Genomic DNA, 18,124 nt, shown 5'->3' with positions numbered 1-18,124 from the left:
CCGGCAGGGAGAATTGGGAAAGAGACCTTACGGGTCTCTTTTCCTTTTTGCGGACAGGGGTTTTGCCGTTGTTTCAAGGCGATACGATGGAGGATCCCGCCCACAATCACGGCGAAAATCCGCCTTGCGCCGCCGTCGGCGTTACGGTTTTATCCTGACACGCCGGCGCACCCATGTTAGAGCGCACACAGCTTGATTTCATACAAGAAAATGGGGTCCACATGACCAAGATTCTGCACAGCCTGCCCTTGATCGCCCTTCTGGGACTGGGAACGGCTTTGACCGCACAGGAAACCGAACAGACGGACGGTGCCGACACCGAAACGCAGGCCACCGAGACGGAAGGCTCCGAGACGGAAGCCACCGAGAGTGAGACGACCGAAACGGAATCCACCGAGACCGAGGCTGCCGAAACGGACGGCGCAGAGGACGGCGCCGCCGATGCGGACGGGGACACCGCCGGTGAGGCGGGTACCGACCCGGCCAGCGGCCTCGACCTGGGCCGCGAGGCGAACGAGCCGCCGTCCTATATCAAGGAGACATATGGCGACTGGCAGCTTCAGTGCTTCCGCAGCGAGGCCGGTGAGGACCCTTGCCAGATGTACCAGCTGCTGCGCGAGGAAGGCGGCAACCCGGTTGCCGAGTTCAGCCTGTTCAAGCTGCCGAGCGAAGGCCAGGCCGTGGCCGGCGCGACGATCGCGGTGCCGCTGGGCACGCTGCTGCCGCAGGGCCTGAAGATCTCGGTCGATGGCGGCAAGGCCAAGAACTACAACTACTCGTTCTGCTCGATGGGCGGATGTTTCGCCCGGATCGGCTTTACCCAGGCCGATATCGACGCGTTCCAGGCCGGTGCCGCCGCACGCCTGACGCTGATCCCGGCACAGGCGCCCGACCAGGTGGTTGAGATCGAGGCGTCGCTGTCGGGCTTTACCGCCGCGTATAACGAGGTGTCGGTTCTGGAGAACTGAGACACGTCACTCTTCCGATTCTGGAAAGCGCCGCCCCCCGGGGCGGCGTTTTTCGTTTCCGGCTTTGTGACCGGCCATGTCGCGGTGTCACCGATGTTGTGCCGCGCGGATCCGAGGCCGCAGGCCGCCGCGCGAGCGCCAGACCGCCCCCCGGTCTGGCGGTTGGGTGCCGTTGGCGCATTGATTTAGAGTTTTTCGGATACGGCTGCGATAAAGTTACCAGAAGACCCGTCGGGCGCCAGACCGCGGTCTGACGATCGCGCGGCTTCAATCCAAGGGGCGGTTTCTTTGGCTGGCGGTCAGGCGAACCGCTTGAGCGCCAGCACCGCGTTCAGGCCGCCGAAGGCGAAGGCGTTGGAGAGCGCCACTTCGACCGACGCCTCGCGCGCCTCGTTCGGGACCACGTCGAGGGCGCATTCGGGGTCGGGCTCGTCATAGTTGATGGTGGGCGCAATGACCCCGTCGCGCAGGGCCATGATGCAGGCCAGAAGCTCGACCGCGCCGGTGCCGCCGATCAGGTGGCCGTGCATCGATTTCGTCGACGAGATCATCAGCCGGTCGGCATGGGCGCCGAAGACATCCGCGACGGCGGCGCTTTCGGTCTTGTCATTGGCGGCGGTGCCGGTGCCGTGGGCGTTGATATAGCCCACCTCCGACGCATTGATCCGCGCGTCTTGCAAGGCGCCCGCGATGGCGCGCGACGCGCCGTTCTTGGAGGGCATGACGATGTCGGCGGCGTCCGAGGACATGGCGAATCCCGCCACCTCGGCGTGGATATCCGCACCGCGCGCCTTGGCGTGTTCCAGCTCCTCGAAGACGAAGATGCCTGCGCCCTCGCCCTGGACCATGCCGTTGCGGTTGGCGGAAAACGGGCGGCAGCCGTCCTTGGACATCACGCGCAGCCCTTCCCAGGCCTTTACCCCGCCGAAGCACAACATGGATTCCGACCCGCCCGCGATCATCACCGGCGTCAGGCCGCCATGGACCATCTGGAACGCTTGCGCCATGGCGTGGTTCGACGAGGCACAGGCGGTCGAAACGGTAAAGGACGGGCCCTTGAGGTTGAATTCCATCGACACGTGGCTGGCCGCGGCGTTGTTCATCAGCTTGGGCACCACGAAGGGATGAACGCGGTTCTTGCCCTCCTCGTAGACCGAGCGGTAGTTTTCGTCGAGCGTGGTCATTCCGCCGCCCGAGTTGCCCAGCACCACGCCGGCCCGCGCGGCCAGTTCGCCGTCGAATTTCAGGCCCGATTGCGCAATGGCCTCGCGGGCGGCGATCAGGGTGAATTGGGTGAAACGGTCGTAAAGCGCCAGTTGCTGGCGGTTGAAGCGTTCCTCGGGTTCGTAATTCTTGACCTGACCACCGATCTTGATCGCCAGTCGGTCGACATCGCGGATGTCGAGCTCGGAAATGCCCGAGCGGCCTTCGCGCATGGCCTCCAGCGTTTCGGGCACGTTCGTCCCCAGCGCGTTGATCGTGCCCGCGCCTGTTATGACGACCCGCTTCACGCTTTCTGTTCCGCCACCAGCTTCTCGATGCCCGCAACGATGGAGGCGACCGACGAGATGTCGAAATCGCTTTCCTGGGGCGCGTTGGCGTTGAAGGGCACGGAGATGTCGAAGGCTTCCTCGATGGCGAAAATGCTTTCGACGAGACCGAGGCTGTCGATGCCCAATTCCTCCAGCGTGCTGTCCATCGTGACGTCAGACGGCTCCAGCACCGCCTGCTCGGCAATGATTTCGATGACCTTGTCCTTGGTATCCATGCTGCACCCCGTTCTTTTCGCGAACCGCTTTAGTCACTCTGATCCGGTTTTGAAACAGCTTTCTTGAGGTCAGCGACATCGGCAAACAGCCGCTTGATGCGGCGCAGGTATTTGTAGACCTCCATCTGGGTGTCCATCTTCATCGCCGGGTAACCCAGCATCACGCGGCCCGCGGGAACGTTGGCGAGGATCTTGGTGCCGCCGCCCGCGATGACGTTGTCGCCAATGAAGATATTGTCGCCGACGCCCACCTGCCCCGCCAGGACCACGCTGTTGCCGACCTTGACCGACCCGGCCAGCCCGACCTGTCCGCAGAGCAGGCAATCGGTGCCGATGACGCAGTTGTGGCCGACCTGGACGAGATTGTCGATCTTGGTGCGGTCGCCGATCACCGTGTCCCGGATGGTGCCCCGGTCGAGCGAGGCATGGGCGCCGACCTCGACATCGTCGCCGATGCGCACCGAACCAAGGCTGTGGATACGGACATAGGATTGCGCCGCGATTTCCCCCTGGTCGCCGAGGGACTGACGCGCGCGTTCGACGCCCGAGACGTCCGGCGTGACATAGGAAAACCCGTCGGAGCCCACCACCGCGTTGGGCTGCGCGATGAAGCGGTCGCCGATGACCACGCGGGCGCCGATGCGGGCGCCTTCGCGCAGGAAGGCCTTTTCCCCCAGAACCGCACCCGTTCCGACAAAGCTTTGCGGCCCGATGACGCTGCCCGCGCCGATGCGGGCGCCGGCGCAGATCACGGCGAGCGGACCGACGGAGACGTTGTCGCCCAGGTTGGCGGTGTCGTGGATCACGGCGGAGGGGTGAATGCCTTCGTCCCAGCCCTGGCCGGGGTCGAACAGGGTGGACAGGCCCGACATCACGTAACGCGGACGCGGTGCGACGATGGCGGCCTCCAGCCCCAGCGCCTGCCAGTCGGCCCCGTCCCAGACCAGCGCGGCGCGCGCCGCGCCCTGCGACAGGGTCTGGGCGTATTCGGGCTTCATTGCCAGGGCAAGGTCCCGGGCCGTGGCGTCGGCTGGTTCGGACACGCCGGAGACGGTGACGGAAACATCGCCCAGGGCCGTGGCCCCGAGCGCATCTGCGATCTGCTCAATCGTGTAGGACATGACGGACCCCCTGCGTTCGGGGCCGGTTTACCCCCGAACGCCGGGCAGCGAAACCCCTGCCCGCTCCAGCGCGTCCCAGATCCGGGCGTCACGGCCATAGACGTCCGCGCGGTAGTTGGTGTGGCCCTTGGCCTCGGTCACGGCGGTGCGGTAGATGATGTGCACCGGCACCTTGACCTCGAGGTTCACCTTGGTTTCGCGGCCCGTGTTCAGGATGCGGTGGAACGCGCCCTTGGGGTCGGCCTCCTGCCGCGCCAGAAGGGCATAGGCGAAATCGAACGGCTGTTGCAGGCGGATGCAGCCGTGGCTGTAGGCGCGGGTTTCATGGTCGAAAAGGTGCTTCTGCGGCGTGTCGTGCAGATAGATGTTGTACTTGTTCGGGAACATGAACTTCACCAGGCCAAGCGCATTGCGGCTGGAGGGCGGCTGCTTGATCGCGAAGGGGAAGTTGCGGGCGTTGTAGGCGCCGAAATTGATGCTGGAGCGGCTGACCGTGCGGCCGCGGCTGTCGACCAGGCGCAGGTGGCCGGCGGCGTTGCGGTTGCGCTTCATCTGCGGCAGGTATTCCTTGACCGCGATGGAGCGCGGCACGTGCCAGGTCGGGTTGATGACCATGTGCTCCATCTCGTCCGAGAATTCGGGGCTTTGACGGTCGGCGGCCTTGGCGCCGATCACGGCCCGGGTGCGGAAGGTCTCGATGTCGTCATCCATGATCCGGGCCGAGAAGTCGGTCAGGTTCACCAGGATGTGGCGCTTGCCCCTGCCCTGCGGCAGGTTCAGCCAGCGCTCGCGTTCCATCGCCACGATGATGGATTTCAGCCGATCCTCGGCGGTGGCGTTGATTTCGCGCAGGGTGCTTTCGCCCGCGACGCCGTCGGTTTCCAGCCCGTGGTCGCGCTGAAACTCGCGCACGGCCTTCTGGATCGTGGAATCATAGCTTTGTGTCGCGGTCCGCCCGAGATAGCCCTTGGCCATCAGCCGGTTGCGCAGGGCAACGACGGCAGGCCCGGTGGCGCCCGGTTCCAGCTTGGTGGCCGGAACGGTCGGACCCCAGCCGCCGCTGACGACCAGGCCCTCGAGGCGCATCTTTTCCTTCATCAGGCGCTTGTACTCGTTGGTTGAGGGGGCAAGCTGACGGATGAACTGGCGCGGTTCGCGGCTGGCGGCGAAGGCGGTCAGGGTGCGGGTGCGATCGTAGTCGCGCAGCTCACGCTTGATCGCGGGGACCACGCGGCGCGGATCCAGCACGCCGGTGCGCATGTCGTCGGCAAGGTTCAGGAACGCCTTGCTGAGCGCGACCTCGGCAAAGCCGATATCGCGGGGCGTGCGCGCGGCGCGCAGCGTGTCGATCAGGGCGTCGATGTCGTAGCGCGACTGCGGCAGACCGTGGGCCGACACCGATTGCAACCCCAGTATCAGCGCCTGCCGCCGCGCCTTGTCGGCCTCCTGGTCGGTCCAGATGCCGCGAAAGTCGGTGCTGCGGTAAAAGGCCGCCAGATCGCGGTCGTCCGCGGCGGCTTCGGCCACGGCCTGTTTGTAGGCGGTGACCTGCGCGTGGGCCGGCGTGGAGGCGGACAGCCAGACGACGACCGCCGCGAGCGCACTGACGATGGTGGTGAAAATGCTGGTGTGCCCCAAGGTACGCAACGCGCTGCTCATGCCGTTCTCCAAGTTACCGTATTCCCCTGCGTGCAAAACAAGCGCACGCGATCATTAGTTCCTATTGAGGGCGGAACTGTCCAATCACAATTGGTTTTAAAGGTAAAATCCGCCGCATGTTGCAGCATCGCCGCAGCCGCGACCGTGCTTCGCCGCCACATCTGAGCGAAATTTGCGCAAATTCTTGCCGAAATCGCTTGCGCTATGGAACCGGCGGACTTTCACCCCTTGGTAACCGAATCCTGATATGCAATAACACTCCTACATCTGGGGATGAGATGGAAAGAGCCGCTGACAAACGCGGCAACAGGCAAGCGACGGGACAGGCGCTATACACATGACTGATCAAAGCTCGACGAGCGTAACGCGGCGTGCGTTACTGGGTGCATTTGCAGCTACGACAGTGGTCGCAGCACCAACGTTTTCCAAGGCAGCAGGGTTCCTTCGGGGCGCAGGCGATATTCGCCGGCTGACGATGGCATCCCCGCGAACAGGTGAAAAGATCGACACGATCTACTGGATCGAAGGGGAGTACATCAAGGACGCGGTCCGCGAGATCAACCTCTTCATGCGCGACTGGCGCACCAATGACGTGCACAATATCGACATGCGCACGATGGACATCATGGCAGCGGCACACAACCTGATGGATGTGAACGAGCCCTATCTGCTGCTCTCAGGCTACCGCAGCCCGAAGACGAACGCGATGCTGCGCTCGCGCTCCAGCGGCGTGGCGAAGAACTCGCGTCACCTGCGCGGCCAGGCGGCGGACCTGCGGCTGAACTCGCGCTCGGTGAGCCAGATGTTCCGCGCGGCCTCGGCCTGTCGCGGCGGCGGCGTGGGCCGCTACTCGGGCTCCAACTTCGTGCACATGGATTGCGGCCCGGTTCGCAGCTGGGGTCGGTAAGACCCGCGCGACGAAACGCAAATATGTCTGTTCAGCACCGGCCCCGCGAGGTCGGTGTTTTTGTTTTCTGAAGGGAGATCCCGGATCAGGTCCGGGATGGGCTGGCGCTGGTTTTGTCCGGCACGACTCTCACGCGGAGGTCATCCCGGACGTGATCCGGGATCTCTTGCCGTACTCGCCAGGCTGCGGCGCCCCTACCCCAGCCTGGCCATCCGCGCGTCGCGCAGGCGGGCGAAATCGTCACCGGCGTGATAGGACGACCGCGTGAGCGGCGTGGCCGAGACCATCAGGAAGCCCTTGCCATAGGCGGCCTTTTCGTAAGCCGCGAACTCGTCGGGATGCACGAAACGGTCGACCGCGTGGTGCTTGGGCGTGGGTTGCAGGTACTGGCCGATGGTCAGGAAGTCGACATCGGCGGCGCGCATGTCGTCCATCACCTGGTGCACCGCCTGGCGTTCTTCGCCCAGGCCCACCATGATGCCGGACTTGGTGAAAATGCCGGGATCGAGGTCCTTGACCCGTTGCAGCAGGCGCAGCGAGTGAAAGTACCGCGCCCCGGCCCGGACCTCGGGGTAGAGCCCCGGCACGGTTTCGAGGTTGTGGTTGAACACATCCGGTTTCGCCGCCACCACGACCTCGAGCACGGCGGGGTCGCAATGCAGGAAATCGGGCGTCAGGATCTCGATCGTGGTGCCGGGAGAACGGTGGCGAATGGCGCGAATCGTCTGCGCGAAATGCTCCGCGCCGCCATCCTTGACGTCGTCGCGGTCGACGGACGTGATGACCACGTGGTTGAGTCCCAGCTTCTGCACGGCGTCGGCGACGCGCCCCGGCTCGAACGGGTCGAGCTCTGCGGGCGGCTTGCCGGTGGCGATGTTGCAGAACGAACAGGCGCGGGTGCAGACCTCGCCCATGATCATCATCGTGGCGTGGCCCTGATTCCAGCATTCGCCGGCATTGGGACAGCCCGCTTCCTCGCAGACCGTGACCAGCTTGTACTCGCGCATGATCCGGTGGGTTTCCAGATAGCCCTTGCCGACCGGCGCCTTGACGCGAATCCAGTCGGGCTTTTTCGGTTGGGCATTGTCGGGCCGGTGCGCCTTTTCAGGATGGCGCTGGTCCGGGATCTTGAGATCGCGCACGAATTTTTCCCCGCAAATCCTTTGGTAAGACATCCTATTTATAAGGCACCGTGGTGGGAAGTTCCAGTGATGCAAACCCGTCATGCATATGGCGGGTGCGCGCTTAACGAGTGGCCCACCTCCTGCCCTCCCGGCGTGGCCGGTCTTCGCGGCGGCGCCACCGCGGACGTCGAGCGTTTGCGCGGGGTCCGGGCCGGTCTATGCTGCCGGCGGAGGCGGAACGCGGGGGCAGGATGGATTGGCAGAGACACAGGCGTGAGGCGCACCGGCTGAGCCAGACGCAGGAATTCCTGAAGCAGATCGTCTATGGCGGCAATGACGGGATCGTGACCACCTTCGCCATCGTGGCGGGATTCGCCGGCGCGCAGGCCGAGGGCGTGGCGCAGATCGGCGGCGTGGCGGTCCTGGTCTTCGGTCTGGCCAACCTCTTTGCCGATGCGATCAGCATGGGGCTGGGCGAATTCCTGTCGCTTCGGTCGCAGCATGACCTTTACCGGGCGCGGCGCACCAGCGAGCTGCGCGAGATCGCCGCCGACCCGGAGCACGAGCGGATGGAGCTGTTCGAGATCCTGCGCCAGCGCGGCCTGCCCGCGGGCGAGGCCGACACGGCGGCGACGATCATGTCGCGCCATCCCGAGATCATGGCCGACCTGATGATGACCTACGAATTCGGGATGCAGGACCCCGACGAGGCCAGCCCCGTTCTGAGCGGGCTGTTCACCTTCGGCGCGTTCCTGCTGTTCGGGGCGATTCCCCTGTTTCCCTATTTCGTGCTGGACGCCACGCAGACGACCTTTGTCCTGTCGGTTGCGGCAACCGCGGCGGCGCTGATGGCGCTTGGAGTGCTGCGCTGGAACGCGACCGGCGAACATATGGGGCGCTGCGTGGGCGAGACGCTGCTGGTGGGAACGATCTGTGCGCTGGCGGCCTTCGGCGTCGGCTGGCTGGTGGGCGGCTGAGGCGCGCGGCCCCTACCCCATCAGGCCCGCGCTGTCGCCCAGCTCGGCGTAGTGTCGCTTGAGCCGTTGCAGCGCGATGCGCAGGACGATCTTCCCCGACCGCGCCGACCAGCCGAGCTTTTTCTCGGTGGTTTCCAACCCTTCAAGAAAACAGCAGCAGCGCAGGGCCACATCGGCAAGCCCCGGCCCCAGATCGCGCAGGGCGCCAAGCACCCGCGCCTGCGCGGCCTGGGCGCTGGCGGCGGGCGGAACGACGGGCGCGGGCTGTGTCCTTCCGGTCAGAATGTCGGTCCAGTCCGTCCGTGGCGTGTCGCCCAGGTGGCCCATCTCGAAATCTTCGCGCAGGCGTTCGCCGGCCCGCACCAGGTCGGGCGCGAGAAAGCGGCTGCCGTCGCGGTCGCGGCGGCGCGCGAGCAGGATCAGGGGAGACTCCCCGATGCCGTGGCGGAGGCGGCGCCGGCCCTCGGCCAAGGTTTCGTCATCCTCCGAGAGCGGCGCATCCTGCCCCAAAAAGGCGGCCTGCGACTCGGCAAAGCCCTGGGCGTTGTTCTCCGCGCGCGCCATCAGCTGTCCAAGCGCGGATCGTCCCGCCGACGTGATGGCATAGCGCGACACGCGGCCGGGCGTGTCGCAGCTGATCCAGCATTTCAGGGCCATCGCCTCGGCGATGTCGCGGTCGACGACCGCGGTGCGATTCTGACCCGCTTCGGTTTCGCGGACCACGACGGCCTTGTCCATTTCGCTGGCCACGGCCAGGACCGCGCCTTTCTCGCAAAGCCGGCGCAGAACGCGCAGCGCCTCGCGGTTCAATCGGGATTCGGTGAGGGTTGTCGCGGTCTCGGCGGGGGTCGGCGGCATGGTCATGCGGGTCTCCTTGAGGCATGAACCGGCACCGGGCTGCGACATGACCTGTGGGCCGAGGCGGCGCAGGGCCTCGTCGACGAGGTGATCGTCGCGCAAGGCTTCGAACGCACGCACTTGTCGTGAAACGGTCGAGGCGTGACAGCCGAGTTTCCGGGCCAGCGCCCGGATCGACGTGCCACCCTCCGTATGGGCCAGATAGGTTATGGCCGCCATCGGCACCCAAGACAGATCTTTGCCGGGCGTCGACCCGGGCACTCCAGCCATGCTCATCCGTTTCCCTCCTTGGCCTGATCTCTTGTGACAGGATCAGTTGTCCCCAAAGTGCCCACAGAGTTCTCCACAAGCGACATGCAACCTAAGGGCGACTTGGTTACCAGTTCGTTAATTTTCACTCCGTCCGGCAACAATGGTTTCTCAAGTGTAAACAATTAGCCACGGCGGCGTGCGGTGGAACGGCGATTCACGCAACGCACCGGCGAGTCGTGTCACTCAGAGGGCTCCGCAGAACAGGAGACCGACACCATGACCCACGCGCTTGCCCTTCTCGATACGCTGACCCGCCCGCGCCTGATGATCAAGGCGGCCAGGATCGGCGCCGCGCAGTATCGCCGTGACATTCACCTGGAGCGCCTTCTGGACATCGAACCGCTGCCCGACAGCGGCGCGGCGCTGGAATTGTTGATCGAGATCGAGGCCGCGCTCGACGACGCGCGGCGGCGGCGCAGCGCCGAATACGCCGTGGCGCGGCATCTGGACCTTTTGATCGCAATCATGGGAGAGGCCCGGCTGATCCGGGCGGCGATGGCGCCCGAAGGCGCGACACCGGCGCAGGGCATGGCACCCGCGCCGGTGTCTTGATCGGTGTCCTGAGCGGTCAGGCGAAGGCGTCGGGCATGGACGCCTTTTTTTCCGCCACGTAGGCGTCCAGCGCTTCGAGCACGCCGGGGTCGAGATGGGGCTGCTGGTAGTTGGCCAGCTGCTTTTCGACGCGGGTGGTGGCCAGCGCCATGGTGTCCTGCCCGCCCTCGTCGGCCCATTGCTCGAACGGTTTGTAGTCGAGCATTTCCGAGCGCCAGAAGGCGGTCTTGAAATTGGCCTGGGTGTGGGCGCAGCCAAGGTAGTGCCCGCCCGGGCCGACCTCGCGGATGGCGTCCATCGCCTGGCCGTTCTCGTCGGTGTAGATGCCCTTGGCGAGGTGGTGGTAGACGCCCAGCTGGTCGGCATCCATGACGAATTTCTCGAACGAGGACACCAGCCCGCCTTCGAGCCAACCGCAGGAATGCAGCATGAAGTTGACGCCAGACAGAAGCCCCATGTTGAGGCTGTTGGCGGTTTCATACGCGGCCTGCGCGTCGGGCAGCTTGGAGCCGTTGAACGACCCCGCCGAACGGTAGGGCAGCCCCAGGCGGCGGGCGAGTTGGCCCGCGCCGTAGGTGATGTGCGCGGCCTCGGGCGTCCCGAAGGTGGGCGCGCCGGAGTTCATGTCGATCGAGGTCACGAACGCGCCCATGATGACGGGTGCGCCGGGGTTGCAAAGCTGGTTGAAGGCGACGCCCGCCAGCGCCTCTGCCATGACCTGCGTCAGGGTGCCGGCCACGGTCACCGGCGCCATGGCGCCGCCGACGATGAAGGGCGAGACGATGCAGGCCTGGTTGTTCTTGGCGTAAACCTCCATCGCGCCCATCATCACCTCGTCAAAGGTGAGCGGCGAGTTGATGTTGATCAGCGAGGTCATCACCGTGTTCTGCTGCACGAAGTTCTCGCCGAAGAGGATCTTGCACATGTCCACGCTGTCCTGCGCGCGGGAAGGCTCGGTCACCGAGCCCATGAAGGGCTTGTCCGACAGCACCATGTGGGCGCGCAGCATGTCGAGGTGACGCTTGTTGACGGGGATGTCGGTGGGTTCGCACACCGTGCCGCCCGAGTGGTGCAGCCACTTGGACATGTAGCCGAGTTTCACGAATTTCTCGAAATCGGCCATGGTGGCATAGCGCCGGCCGCCCGTGGCGTCGCGCACGAAGGGGGGGCCGTAGACCGGGGCGAAGACCAGGTTGTTGCCGCCCACCACGACGTTGCGCTCGGGGTTGCGGGCGTGCTGGGTATATTGCGACGGCGCGGTCTTGATCAGGTCTCGCGCGAGGCCGCGGGGGATGTGCACCCGCTCGCCCTGCACGTCGGCGCCGGCGTCCTTCCACATTTTCAGAGCGCGCGGATTCTCGACGAAGTTGACGCCGATCTCTTCCAGAACGGTTTCGGCATTGTGCTCGATCATCTCGAGCGCCTCTTCGTTGAGGATTTCGTAATTCGGGATATTGCGCTCGATATACTTGGCGGTTTCGACGCTGACGGCGGTACGTTCCGCGCGGCGGGCTGCGCCGCCTCCGCCCCGGGCCCGTCTGCGGGTTGCTGCTTCGGCCATATTCTGGTTCCCCAACGTGAACTTGCACCCATGACAGAGTGCGACTGCGCCCTTAAATATCCGCTAACGCGACCGAGTCGCGGGAGATTTGCGCCGTTTCACGGTCTATAGCGACATTCGGCGTGGACGATGGGAGCGATTGGCAGGGGCGCGTGGGCTCTCGCCCACCCTACGGGATGTGACGGCGCGGCATCCCGGACTTGATCCGGGATCTCCGGGTCCGAGGGATCCTCGGGTCAGGCCCGAGGATGACGGAGCGCTTCGTGGTCACACGGCTTCGTCAAGCACGCGCAAACCTGTTGCATCGCCCCGGCGCATTTCATAATGGCTTGGCATGACCCAGCATGATCGCCTTCTCATCATCGACTTCGGCAGCCAGGTGACGCAGCTGATCGCGCGCCGCCTGCGCGAATTGAGCGTCTACTGCGAAATCCATCCCTTTCAAAAGGTCACGGACGCGTTCCTGAAGGAGTTCGCGCCCAAGGCGGTGATCTTCTCGGGCGGTCCCGATACGGTGACGCGCGAGGGATCGCCCCGGCCACCGCAATCGGTCTATGACCTTGGCGTGCCGATCCTGGGCATCTGCTATGGCCAGCAGGTCATGATGCAGGACCTGGGCGGCCGCGTCGAAGGCGGCAAGATCTCGGGCGGCGGCGGCACGGCGGAGTTCGGCCGCGCCTGGGTCTCGCCCAGCGAAGAGCGGATCGAGCTCCTGGCGGGCTGGTTCCTGGACGCGCGCGAGCAGGTCTGGATGAGCCATGGCGACCACGTGGCCGAACTGGCGCCCGGGTTCGCGGTCTACGGCACCTCGCCGCACGCGCCCTTTGCCATCACCGCCGACCTGGAGCGGGATTTCTACGCGGTGCAGTTCCACCCGGAAGTGCATCACACGCCCAACGGCCGCACGCTGTACGAGAATTTCGTCAAGCGCGCCGGGTTCAAGGGCGACTGGACCATGGCCGCCTACCGCGAGGAGATGGTCGAGGCGATCCGCGAGCAGGTGGGCGATGCGAAAGTCATCTGCGCGCTCTCGGGCGGCGTGGACAGTTCCGTGGCCGCCGCGCTGATTCACGAGGCGATCGGCGAGAACCTCACTTGCGTCTTCGTCGATCACGGCCTGCTGCGCCTGAATGAGGGCGAGGAAGTCGTGGGCATGTTCCGCGACCACATGAACCTTCGTGTCATCCACGCGCAGGAGCAGGACCTGTTCCTGGGCGAGTTGGAGGGCGTGTCGGACCCCGAGACCAAGCGGAAGATCATCGGCAAGCTCTTTATCGACGTGTTCCAGAGATACGCCGACGAGATCGAGGGCGCGGCCTTTCTCGCGCAAGGCACGCTTTACCCGGATGTCATTGAATCGGTGAGTTTTTCCGGTGGCCCCAGCGTGACGATCAAGAGCCACCACAACGTGGGCGGCCTGCCCGAGAAGATGGGGCTGAAGCTGGTCGAGCCGCTGCGCGAGCTCTTCAAGGACGAGGTGCGCGCCCTGGGCCGCGAGCTGGGCCTGCCCGACAGTTTCATCGGCCGACACCCCTTCCCCGGCCCCGGCCTTGCCATCCGCTGCCCCGGCGAGATCACCCGCGACAAGCTGGAGATCCTGCGCAAGGCGGATGCCGTCTATATCGACCAGATCCGCAAGCACGGGCTTTACGACGAGATCTGGCAGGCCTTCGTCGCCATCCTGCCGGTGCGCACCGTGGGCGTTATGGGCGACGGTCGGACCTATGACTACGCCTGCGCGCTGCGGGCGGTCACGAGCGTGGACGGCATGACCGCCGATTACTACCCGTTCAGCCATGATTTCCTGGGCGAGACCGCGACGCGGATCATCAACGAGGTCGAGGGCATCAACCGGGTGACCTATGACATCACCAGCAAGCCACCGGGCACCATCGAGTGGGAATAGGCGCCTGCCTTCGGGTTCCCCGCCCCCTATGACGCCACGTTGAACTTCATGACGCCCCCGCATCACACCGGCTATCGCAGAGAGATCGACGGCCTTCGGGCCTTCGCGGTCCTGTCTGTCGTCGCCTTCCACGCATTCCCCGGCGCGGTGCCGGGCGGGTTCGTCGGCGTCGACGTCTTCTTCGTCATCAGCGGCTTTCTGATCACCAGCCATATCTTCGAGAAGCTGGACCAGGGCGAGTTCAGCTTTGCCGACTTCTTTCAACGGCGTATCCGGCGGATCTTTCCCGCGCTTCTGGTGGTGATGTCGCTCAGCCTGCTGTTCGGGTGGCTGGTCCTGTTGTCGGACGAGTTCAACCAGCTTGGCCTGCACGTCGCCAGCGGCGCGGCGTTCATCAGCAATTTCGTCTTTGCCGCCGAGGCCGGCTATTTCGACGCCGCCGCCGAGCTGAAGCCGATGCTGCACCTGTGGAGCCTCGCGGTCGAGGAGCAGTTCTATATCCTTTGGCCGCTGGCGCTCTGGGTGGCGTGGAAACTGCGGGTCGGCCTGCTGATCCTGACCCTGATCGTGTTCGTGGCCTCCTTCGTCGTGAATGTCGCCTATGCCACCTCGCATCCGGTCGAGGCGTTCTTCTGGCCGTTCGGGCGCTTCTGGGAACTCCTGAGCGGCAGCCTTCTTGCGTGGGTCACGGTGCATCGGGCCGGCCCCCTGGCGAGCGAAACGGTACGAAAGCTGGCGGGCGGTCTGGGCCTGGTGCTGCTGGTCGTGTCGGTGGCGGTGATCGACCGGACGGCCGCCTTTCCCTCGTGGTGGGCGCTCCTGCCGGTTCTGGGGTCGGTGCTGGTGATCTTCGGCGGGGCCATGGCCTGGGGTGTTGCACCGCTTTTCACCAATCGCGTCGCTGTCTGGTTCGGGCTGATCAGCTATCCGCTCTACCTTTGGCACTGGCCGGTGCTGTCGTTCCTGCACATCGCAGAGGACGACGTGCCGCACCGGGACGCGCGGATCGCGGGCGTGCTCCTGGCCATCCTGCTGGCCTGGCTGACCTACCGCCTGATCGAGCGGCCGATCCGCTTTGGCACATTCCGCGAACCGGCGCGGTCGCTGTGGCTGGCAGCGGTCATGGTGGCGGTCGGACTGGCGGGGGTCGTGATCAGCCGGAGCGATTTCAGCGACACCCACACCGCCCGGACGGTGTATTTGCGGGGCGGTCTGGAACACCGGATCGGGCCGTCCAGCCGGTGGTTCGAAGGGCGAGACGACTGGTTGTTCCTGGGCAACAGCTATGACCGGACGGTGGCCAAGCTGCGCTCCGATAGCCCGCCGCCGCCCGACGAGGTGGAAGAAATACGCGCGCTCTTCGCGGAGATCTCCGAAACTGCGGCGCGATCCGGCACGCGCGTCGCCCTGCTGGTCGGTCCCAACAAGTCGTCGGTCTATCCCGAGTACCTGCCGCCGGAACTGACGCCCGCGGACAGCCGGTATTTCGAGGCCTTCGCGCGGGCGTTGGCCCCTGTCCCGAACCTGACGTTCCATGACCCGACCGCCGGGTTCCTGCGGGACAAGGAGGCCGAGGGCGAGCTCTATTACCGCACCGACACGCATTGGAACAGCAAGGGCGCGTTTCTTGCCTGGGACGGGCTGATGCAAGCGCTCGGGCTGCCGGTGCCGGAGGTGGCGTTTTCGCCCGGTCCCGAAGTGCGCGGCGACATCATAGAGATTGCCGGGATGGAGCGCTTTCCGCTGCGTCCCGGCGACAACTGGCTCTACGAGTTCCGGCGGGATTTCGAGCTTGAGCGCCGTGGCATTCCCGACGCGACGGTCACCGATTCCTTCGGCCTGCGCGAAGTGGTGACGAACTCGAATCCGCCGTCGGACATGACGGTCTGGGTGATCGGGGATTCCTTTGCCTCGTCGGTCAAGCCGTTCATCGAGGCCAGTTTCCGCGAAGTTCACCACAAGGGGCATTGGAACGAGCGCCTGCCGCGACTGGCGGACGATCTGGACGCCGCCGAGGAAAAACCGGATCTGATCGTGATCATCCGGGTGGAAAGATCCTTCTGACCGCTGCATCACGAGCGCATCGCCAAAACCGCACTCTGCCCTTGGAAAGCGCCCTGCGCCTCTTTAGAGAACGTGTGAGCGCCAGCGGGCCCCGGCATCTGCCGACCCGGCCCGTTGCGCGGCATTATCCTTCAGCCGATCCGGGGACCAGATGACCGACAACCTGCAAAACCCGCCGCGGGACACCGCGGTGCCCGTCCTGCGCGCGGGCGTTTTCATGCTGGGGGCCGTGGCGTCCTTCACCATGATGGCCGTCGCCGGGCGACAGGTGAGCTTCGAGCTGGATACATTTGAAATCATGATGTTTCGCAGCTTCGTCGGTCTGGCCGTCGTCATGGTGTTCGTGCTGGTTCAGGGACGCCTGCACGAGTTACCGACGCGAAAGACCGGCACGCATCTTCTGCGCAACATCTTTCATTTCACCGGACAGAACCTGTGGTTCTTCGCCATCACCATGATCCCGCTGGCGCAGGTCTTTGCGCTGGAATTCACCACGCCGCTGTGGGTGCTGATCCTGTCGCCGCTGATGCTGGGCGAACGGATGACGCGGATGCGGGTCATCGCCGCCGTGCTGGGCTTTGTCGGCATCCTGATCGTGGCGCGCCCCACGCCCGAGACGCTGAACATCGGCACCGCGGCCGCGGCGGCCTGCGCCATCGGGTTTGCCGGGACATACATCTTCGCCAAGCGGCTGACACGCACGGAGTCGCTGGCCTGCATCCTGTTCTACATGACGGTCATGCAGGCGGTGTTCGGGCTGATCTGCGCCGGCTTCGACGGCGACATCGCCCTGCCCTCGGCCCAAAGCCTGCCGTGGCTGGTGGCCATCGGCATCTGCGGGCTGACGGCGCATTTCTGCATCACCTCGGCCCTGTCGCTGGCCCCGGCCACGCTGGTCAGCCCGATCGACTTCATGCGCCTGCCGGTGATCGCCATCGTCGGGCTGCTGGTCTATGGCGAGGCGGTCAGCATCTATGTATTCGTGGGCGCCATACTGATCTTCGGGGCGAATTACCTCAACCTCTGGTCGGAAACCCGCAAAAGCTGAACTGCCCGGTTCGGAACGGGGCGTGGCTGTGACATTCTTGCATGCCGCGCCCCTGCTCCTCGTTTCATGACGTCGCGTAAAAATTGACCGATTTTCACACGTAACAGTAGTGTGATGTCATGTTCTGGAGGAGAGGAACTCATGAAAAATCTAGCTTTGGCAGCCTGCGCGCTCACCGCAACTGCCTCTGCCGCTTCAGCGGGCCAAATCGAACGCCGCGGTGACCCATCGCAAATCCTGTTCGAAGAGGGCAGGAACTATCTGCAATTCTCGGTGGCGACGGTGCACCCGAATGTTTCGGGCCCGCCGATCGGAACCGCCGCGGCGATCGGGGCAACCCCGACCGGCAACATCCAAAACAGCTATGAAAGCTATGCGCTGGGCTTCAAGCACCAGTTCAATGACCGCCTGGCGCTGGCCTTTGTCATCGACGAGCCGGTGGGCGCATCCGTGAACTATCGGACGGCTCCCTATACCGGCCCGGGCACCGGCGCGTTCTTCGGCGCCTCCAACGCCGAAGTGTCTTCGATCCAGTTCACGGCCATGGCCAAGTACGAGGTCGTGGACAATATCAGCGTCTATGGCGGTGTCCGCTACCAGGGTCTGAAAGGCGACATCACGGTCATCTCGCCCGCCACCGGACCCGCCGGAGGCCCTGGCCCCTACACGCTGAGCGTCGATAACGACTTTCAGCTTGGATACCTGGTTGGTGCGGCCTATGAGCGGCCCGAACTGGCCATGCGCTTTGCGCTGACCTACGAGTCGAAGATCGAGCATTCGTTCCGCGACAACAACGGCACGCCGTTCGACGTGGAAATCCCCCAGGCCGTGACCTTGCACGCCCGCTCGGGGATCGCGCCCGACACGCTGCTGTTCGGGTCGATCAAGTGGCGTGAATGGACGGCGTTCAACGTGCAGCCGGCGGATTTCTTTTCCTATACGCCTGCGCCGGTCAACACGTCGATCGCCAGCGGCACCAGCGACATCTGGACCTACGAGCTGGGTCTTGGCCGCCGGTTCAGCGAGAACTGGAGCGGTGCGGCGATCATCGGCTATGAAAAGGACAACGGCGACGTCGTCGGCAACCTTTCGGGCACGGACGGCTATGTCAGCTATGGTCTGGCCGTGACCTACGAGACCGAATCGTGGGAGATCACGTCGGGCATCCGGTATATCGACGTCGGCAGCGCCAACAGCTCGGTTACCGGGTTTACCGGCAGCGACGCCATTGCCGTCGGCACCCAGGTCGGCTTCAAGTTCTGACGTCTGTCGTAAAGCAACTTCGGAAAACCCCGCCGT

General features: G+C 64.9%; 15 protein-coding genes. 8 read left to right on the top strand and 7 right to left on the bottom strand.

The window, feature by feature from the left end:
- Window positions 1-221 precede the first annotated feature (221 nt).
- Complete coding sequence (locus KUV49_RS12465; protein WP_222450227.1) at window positions 222-968, top strand: invasion associated locus B family protein; 747 nt, start codon at window positions 222-224, stop codon at window positions 966-968.
- A 299-nt stretch (window positions 969-1,267) separates the two neighbouring features.
- Here KUV49_RS12465 and KUV49_RS12460 read toward each other — a convergent pair whose 3' ends face one another.
- Genes KUV49_RS12460 through KUV49_RS12445 form a run of 4 tightly spaced genes read right to left on the bottom strand, consistent with a single transcriptional unit; the run spans window position 1,268 to window position 5,516 of the window.
- Window positions 1,268-2,479, bottom strand: a complete 1,212-nt coding sequence (locus KUV49_RS12460; protein WP_222450226.1) for a beta-ketoacyl-[acyl-carrier-protein] synthase family protein — start codon at window positions 2,477-2,479, stop codon at window positions 1,268-1,270.
- Window positions 2,476-2,736 carry an acyl carrier protein gene (locus KUV49_RS12455; RefSeq protein ID WP_103761245.1) on the bottom strand — a complete coding sequence of 87 codons (261 nt, stop codon included), beginning with the start codon at window positions 2,734-2,736 and terminating at the stop codon, window positions 2,476-2,478. The genes KUV49_RS12460 and KUV49_RS12455 overlap by 4 nt, the downstream gene beginning before the upstream one ends.
- Window positions 2,737-2,765: 29 nt before the next feature.
- Complete coding sequence (gene lpxD, locus KUV49_RS12450) at window positions 2,766-3,857, bottom strand: UDP-3-O-(3-hydroxymyristoyl)glucosamine N-acyltransferase (protein WP_222450225.1); 1,092 nt, start codon at window positions 3,855-3,857, stop codon at window positions 2,766-2,768.
- A 27-nt stretch (window positions 3,858-3,884) separates the two neighbouring features.
- Window positions 3,885-5,516: a murein L,D-transpeptidase gene (locus KUV49_RS12445; protein ID WP_222450224.1), complete on the bottom strand. Its 1,632-nt coding sequence runs from the start codon at window positions 5,514-5,516 to the stop codon at window positions 3,885-3,887.
- Between the two features lie 337 nt (window positions 5,517-5,853).
- Between KUV49_RS12445 and KUV49_RS12440 the strand changes: the two genes are divergently transcribed.
- Window positions 5,854-6,423: a YcbK family protein gene (locus KUV49_RS12440; protein WP_222450223.1), complete on the top strand. Its 570-nt coding sequence runs from the start codon at window positions 5,854-5,856 to the stop codon at window positions 6,421-6,423.
- A 194-nt stretch (window positions 6,424-6,617) separates the two neighbouring features.
- Here the strand turns inward: KUV49_RS12440 and lipA are convergent, their stop codons facing one another.
- Window positions 6,618-7,565 carry a lipoyl synthase gene (lipA, locus tag KUV49_RS12435; protein ID WP_222450222.1) on the bottom strand — a complete coding sequence of 316 codons (948 nt, stop codon included), beginning with the start codon at window positions 7,563-7,565 and terminating at the stop codon, window positions 6,618-6,620.
- A 233-nt stretch (window positions 7,566-7,798) separates the two neighbouring features.
- Between lipA and KUV49_RS12430 the strand changes: the two genes are divergently transcribed.
- On the top strand, window positions 7,799-8,524 hold the full coding sequence (locus tag KUV49_RS12430; protein ID WP_222450221.1) for a VIT1/CCC1 transporter family protein: 726 nt from the start codon (window positions 7,799-7,801) through the stop codon (window positions 8,522-8,524).
- 12 nt (window positions 8,525-8,536) lie between these two features.
- Here the strand turns inward: KUV49_RS12430 and KUV49_RS12425 are convergent, their stop codons facing one another.
- Window positions 8,537-9,658, bottom strand: coding sequence for a helix-turn-helix domain-containing protein (locus KUV49_RS12425; RefSeq protein WP_261391190.1), 1,122 nt, complete (start codon window positions 9,656-9,658; stop codon window positions 8,537-8,539).
- A 252-nt stretch (window positions 9,659-9,910) separates the two neighbouring features.
- On the opposite strand from KUV49_RS12425, the gene KUV49_RS12420 reads away from it, so the two are divergent.
- Window positions 9,911-10,246: a DUF6477 family protein gene (locus KUV49_RS12420; RefSeq protein ID WP_222450220.1), complete on the top strand. Its 336-nt coding sequence runs from the start codon at window positions 9,911-9,913 to the stop codon at window positions 10,244-10,246.
- 16 nt (window positions 10,247-10,262) lie between these two features.
- Here KUV49_RS12420 and KUV49_RS12415 read toward each other — a convergent pair whose 3' ends face one another.
- Window positions 10,263-11,807: a trimethylamine methyltransferase family protein gene (locus KUV49_RS12415; RefSeq protein WP_222450219.1), complete on the bottom strand. Its 1,545-nt coding sequence runs from the start codon at window positions 11,805-11,807 to the stop codon at window positions 10,263-10,265.
- A 334-nt stretch (window positions 11,808-12,141) separates the two neighbouring features.
- Here KUV49_RS12415 and guaA point away from each other — a divergent pair, with 334 nt between their 5' ends.
- The 4 genes from guaA (at window position 12,142) to KUV49_RS12395 (ending at window position 18,088) form a co-directional block, all read left to right on the top strand.
- The gene (gene guaA, locus KUV49_RS12410; RefSeq protein WP_222450218.1) at window positions 12,142-13,713 is read left to right on the top strand and encodes a glutamine-hydrolyzing GMP synthase; all 1,572 of its coding nucleotides are present in this window, start codon (window positions 12,142-12,144) and stop codon (window positions 13,711-13,713) included.
- Window positions 13,714-13,761: 48 nt separating this feature from the next.
- Complete coding sequence (locus tag KUV49_RS12405) at window positions 13,762-15,777, top strand: acyltransferase family protein (protein WP_222450217.1); 2,016 nt, start codon at window positions 13,762-13,764, stop codon at window positions 15,775-15,777.
- A gap of 151 nt (window positions 15,778-15,928) precedes the next feature.
- Window positions 15,929-16,825, top strand: coding sequence for a DMT family transporter (locus KUV49_RS12400; protein ID WP_261391189.1), 897 nt, complete (start codon window positions 15,929-15,931; stop codon window positions 16,823-16,825).
- A 141-nt stretch (window positions 16,826-16,966) separates the two neighbouring features.
- Entirely contained in the window at window positions 16,967-18,088 is a 1,122-nt protein-coding gene (locus KUV49_RS12395; RefSeq protein ID WP_222450216.1) for an OmpP1/FadL family transporter, read from the top strand.
- Window positions 18,089-18,124: the final 36 nt, after the last annotated feature.

Source organism: Roseovarius atlanticus, assembly GCF_019802205.1.
Taxonomy (GTDB): domain Bacteria; phylum Pseudomonadota; class Alphaproteobacteria; order Rhodobacterales; family Rhodobacteraceae; genus Roseovarius; species Roseovarius atlanticus_A.
The sequence above is the reverse complement of the archived record's forward strand: the minus strand, read 5'-3'. Positions and strand labels throughout refer to the sequence as shown.

What these genes read in the sequence shown, in the direction of transcription:
- KUV49_RS12465 (WP_222450227.1), top strand. Translation starts at nt 222, where the DNA reads ATGACCAAGATTCTGCACAGCCTGCCCTTGATCGCCCTTCTGGGACTG.
- KUV49_RS12455 (WP_103761245.1), bottom strand. Translation starts at nt 2,736, where the DNA reads ATGGATACCAAGGACAAGGTCATCGAAATCATTGCCGAGCAGGCGGTG.
- lpxD (WP_222450225.1), bottom strand. Translation starts at nt 3,857, where the DNA reads ATGTCCTACACGATTGAGCAGATCGCAGATGCGCTCGGGGCCACGGCC.
- KUV49_RS12445 (WP_222450224.1), bottom strand. Translation starts at nt 5,516, where the DNA reads ATGAGCAGCGCGTTGCGTACCTTGGGGCACACCAGCATTTTCACCACC.
- KUV49_RS12440 (WP_222450223.1), top strand. Translation starts at nt 5,854, where the DNA reads ATGACTGATCAAAGCTCGACGAGCGTAACGCGGCGTGCGTTACTGGGT.
- KUV49_RS12430 (WP_222450221.1), top strand. Translation starts at nt 7,799, where the DNA reads ATGGATTGGCAGAGACACAGGCGTGAGGCGCACCGGCTGAGCCAGACG.
- KUV49_RS12425 (WP_261391190.1), bottom strand. Translation starts at nt 9,658, where the DNA reads ATGAGCATGGCTGGAGTGCCCGGGTCGACGCCCGGCAAAGATCTGTCT.
- KUV49_RS12420 (WP_222450220.1), top strand. Translation starts at nt 9,911, where the DNA reads ATGACCCACGCGCTTGCCCTTCTCGATACGCTGACCCGCCCGCGCCTG.
- KUV49_RS12415 (WP_222450219.1), bottom strand. Translation starts at nt 11,807, where the DNA reads ATGGCCGAAGCAGCAACCCGCAGACGGGCCCGGGGCGGAGGCGGCGCA.
- guaA (WP_222450218.1), top strand. Translation starts at nt 12,142, where the DNA reads ATGACCCAGCATGATCGCCTTCTCATCATCGACTTCGGCAGCCAGGTG.
- KUV49_RS12405 (WP_222450217.1), top strand. Translation starts at nt 13,762, where the DNA reads ATGACGCCCCCGCATCACACCGGCTATCGCAGAGAGATCGACGGCCTT.
- KUV49_RS12400 (WP_261391189.1), top strand. Translation starts at nt 15,929, where the DNA reads ATGACCGACAACCTGCAAAACCCGCCGCGGGACACCGCGGTGCCCGTC.
- KUV49_RS12395 (WP_222450216.1), top strand. Translation starts at nt 16,967, where the DNA reads ATGAAAAATCTAGCTTTGGCAGCCTGCGCGCTCACCGCAACTGCCTCT.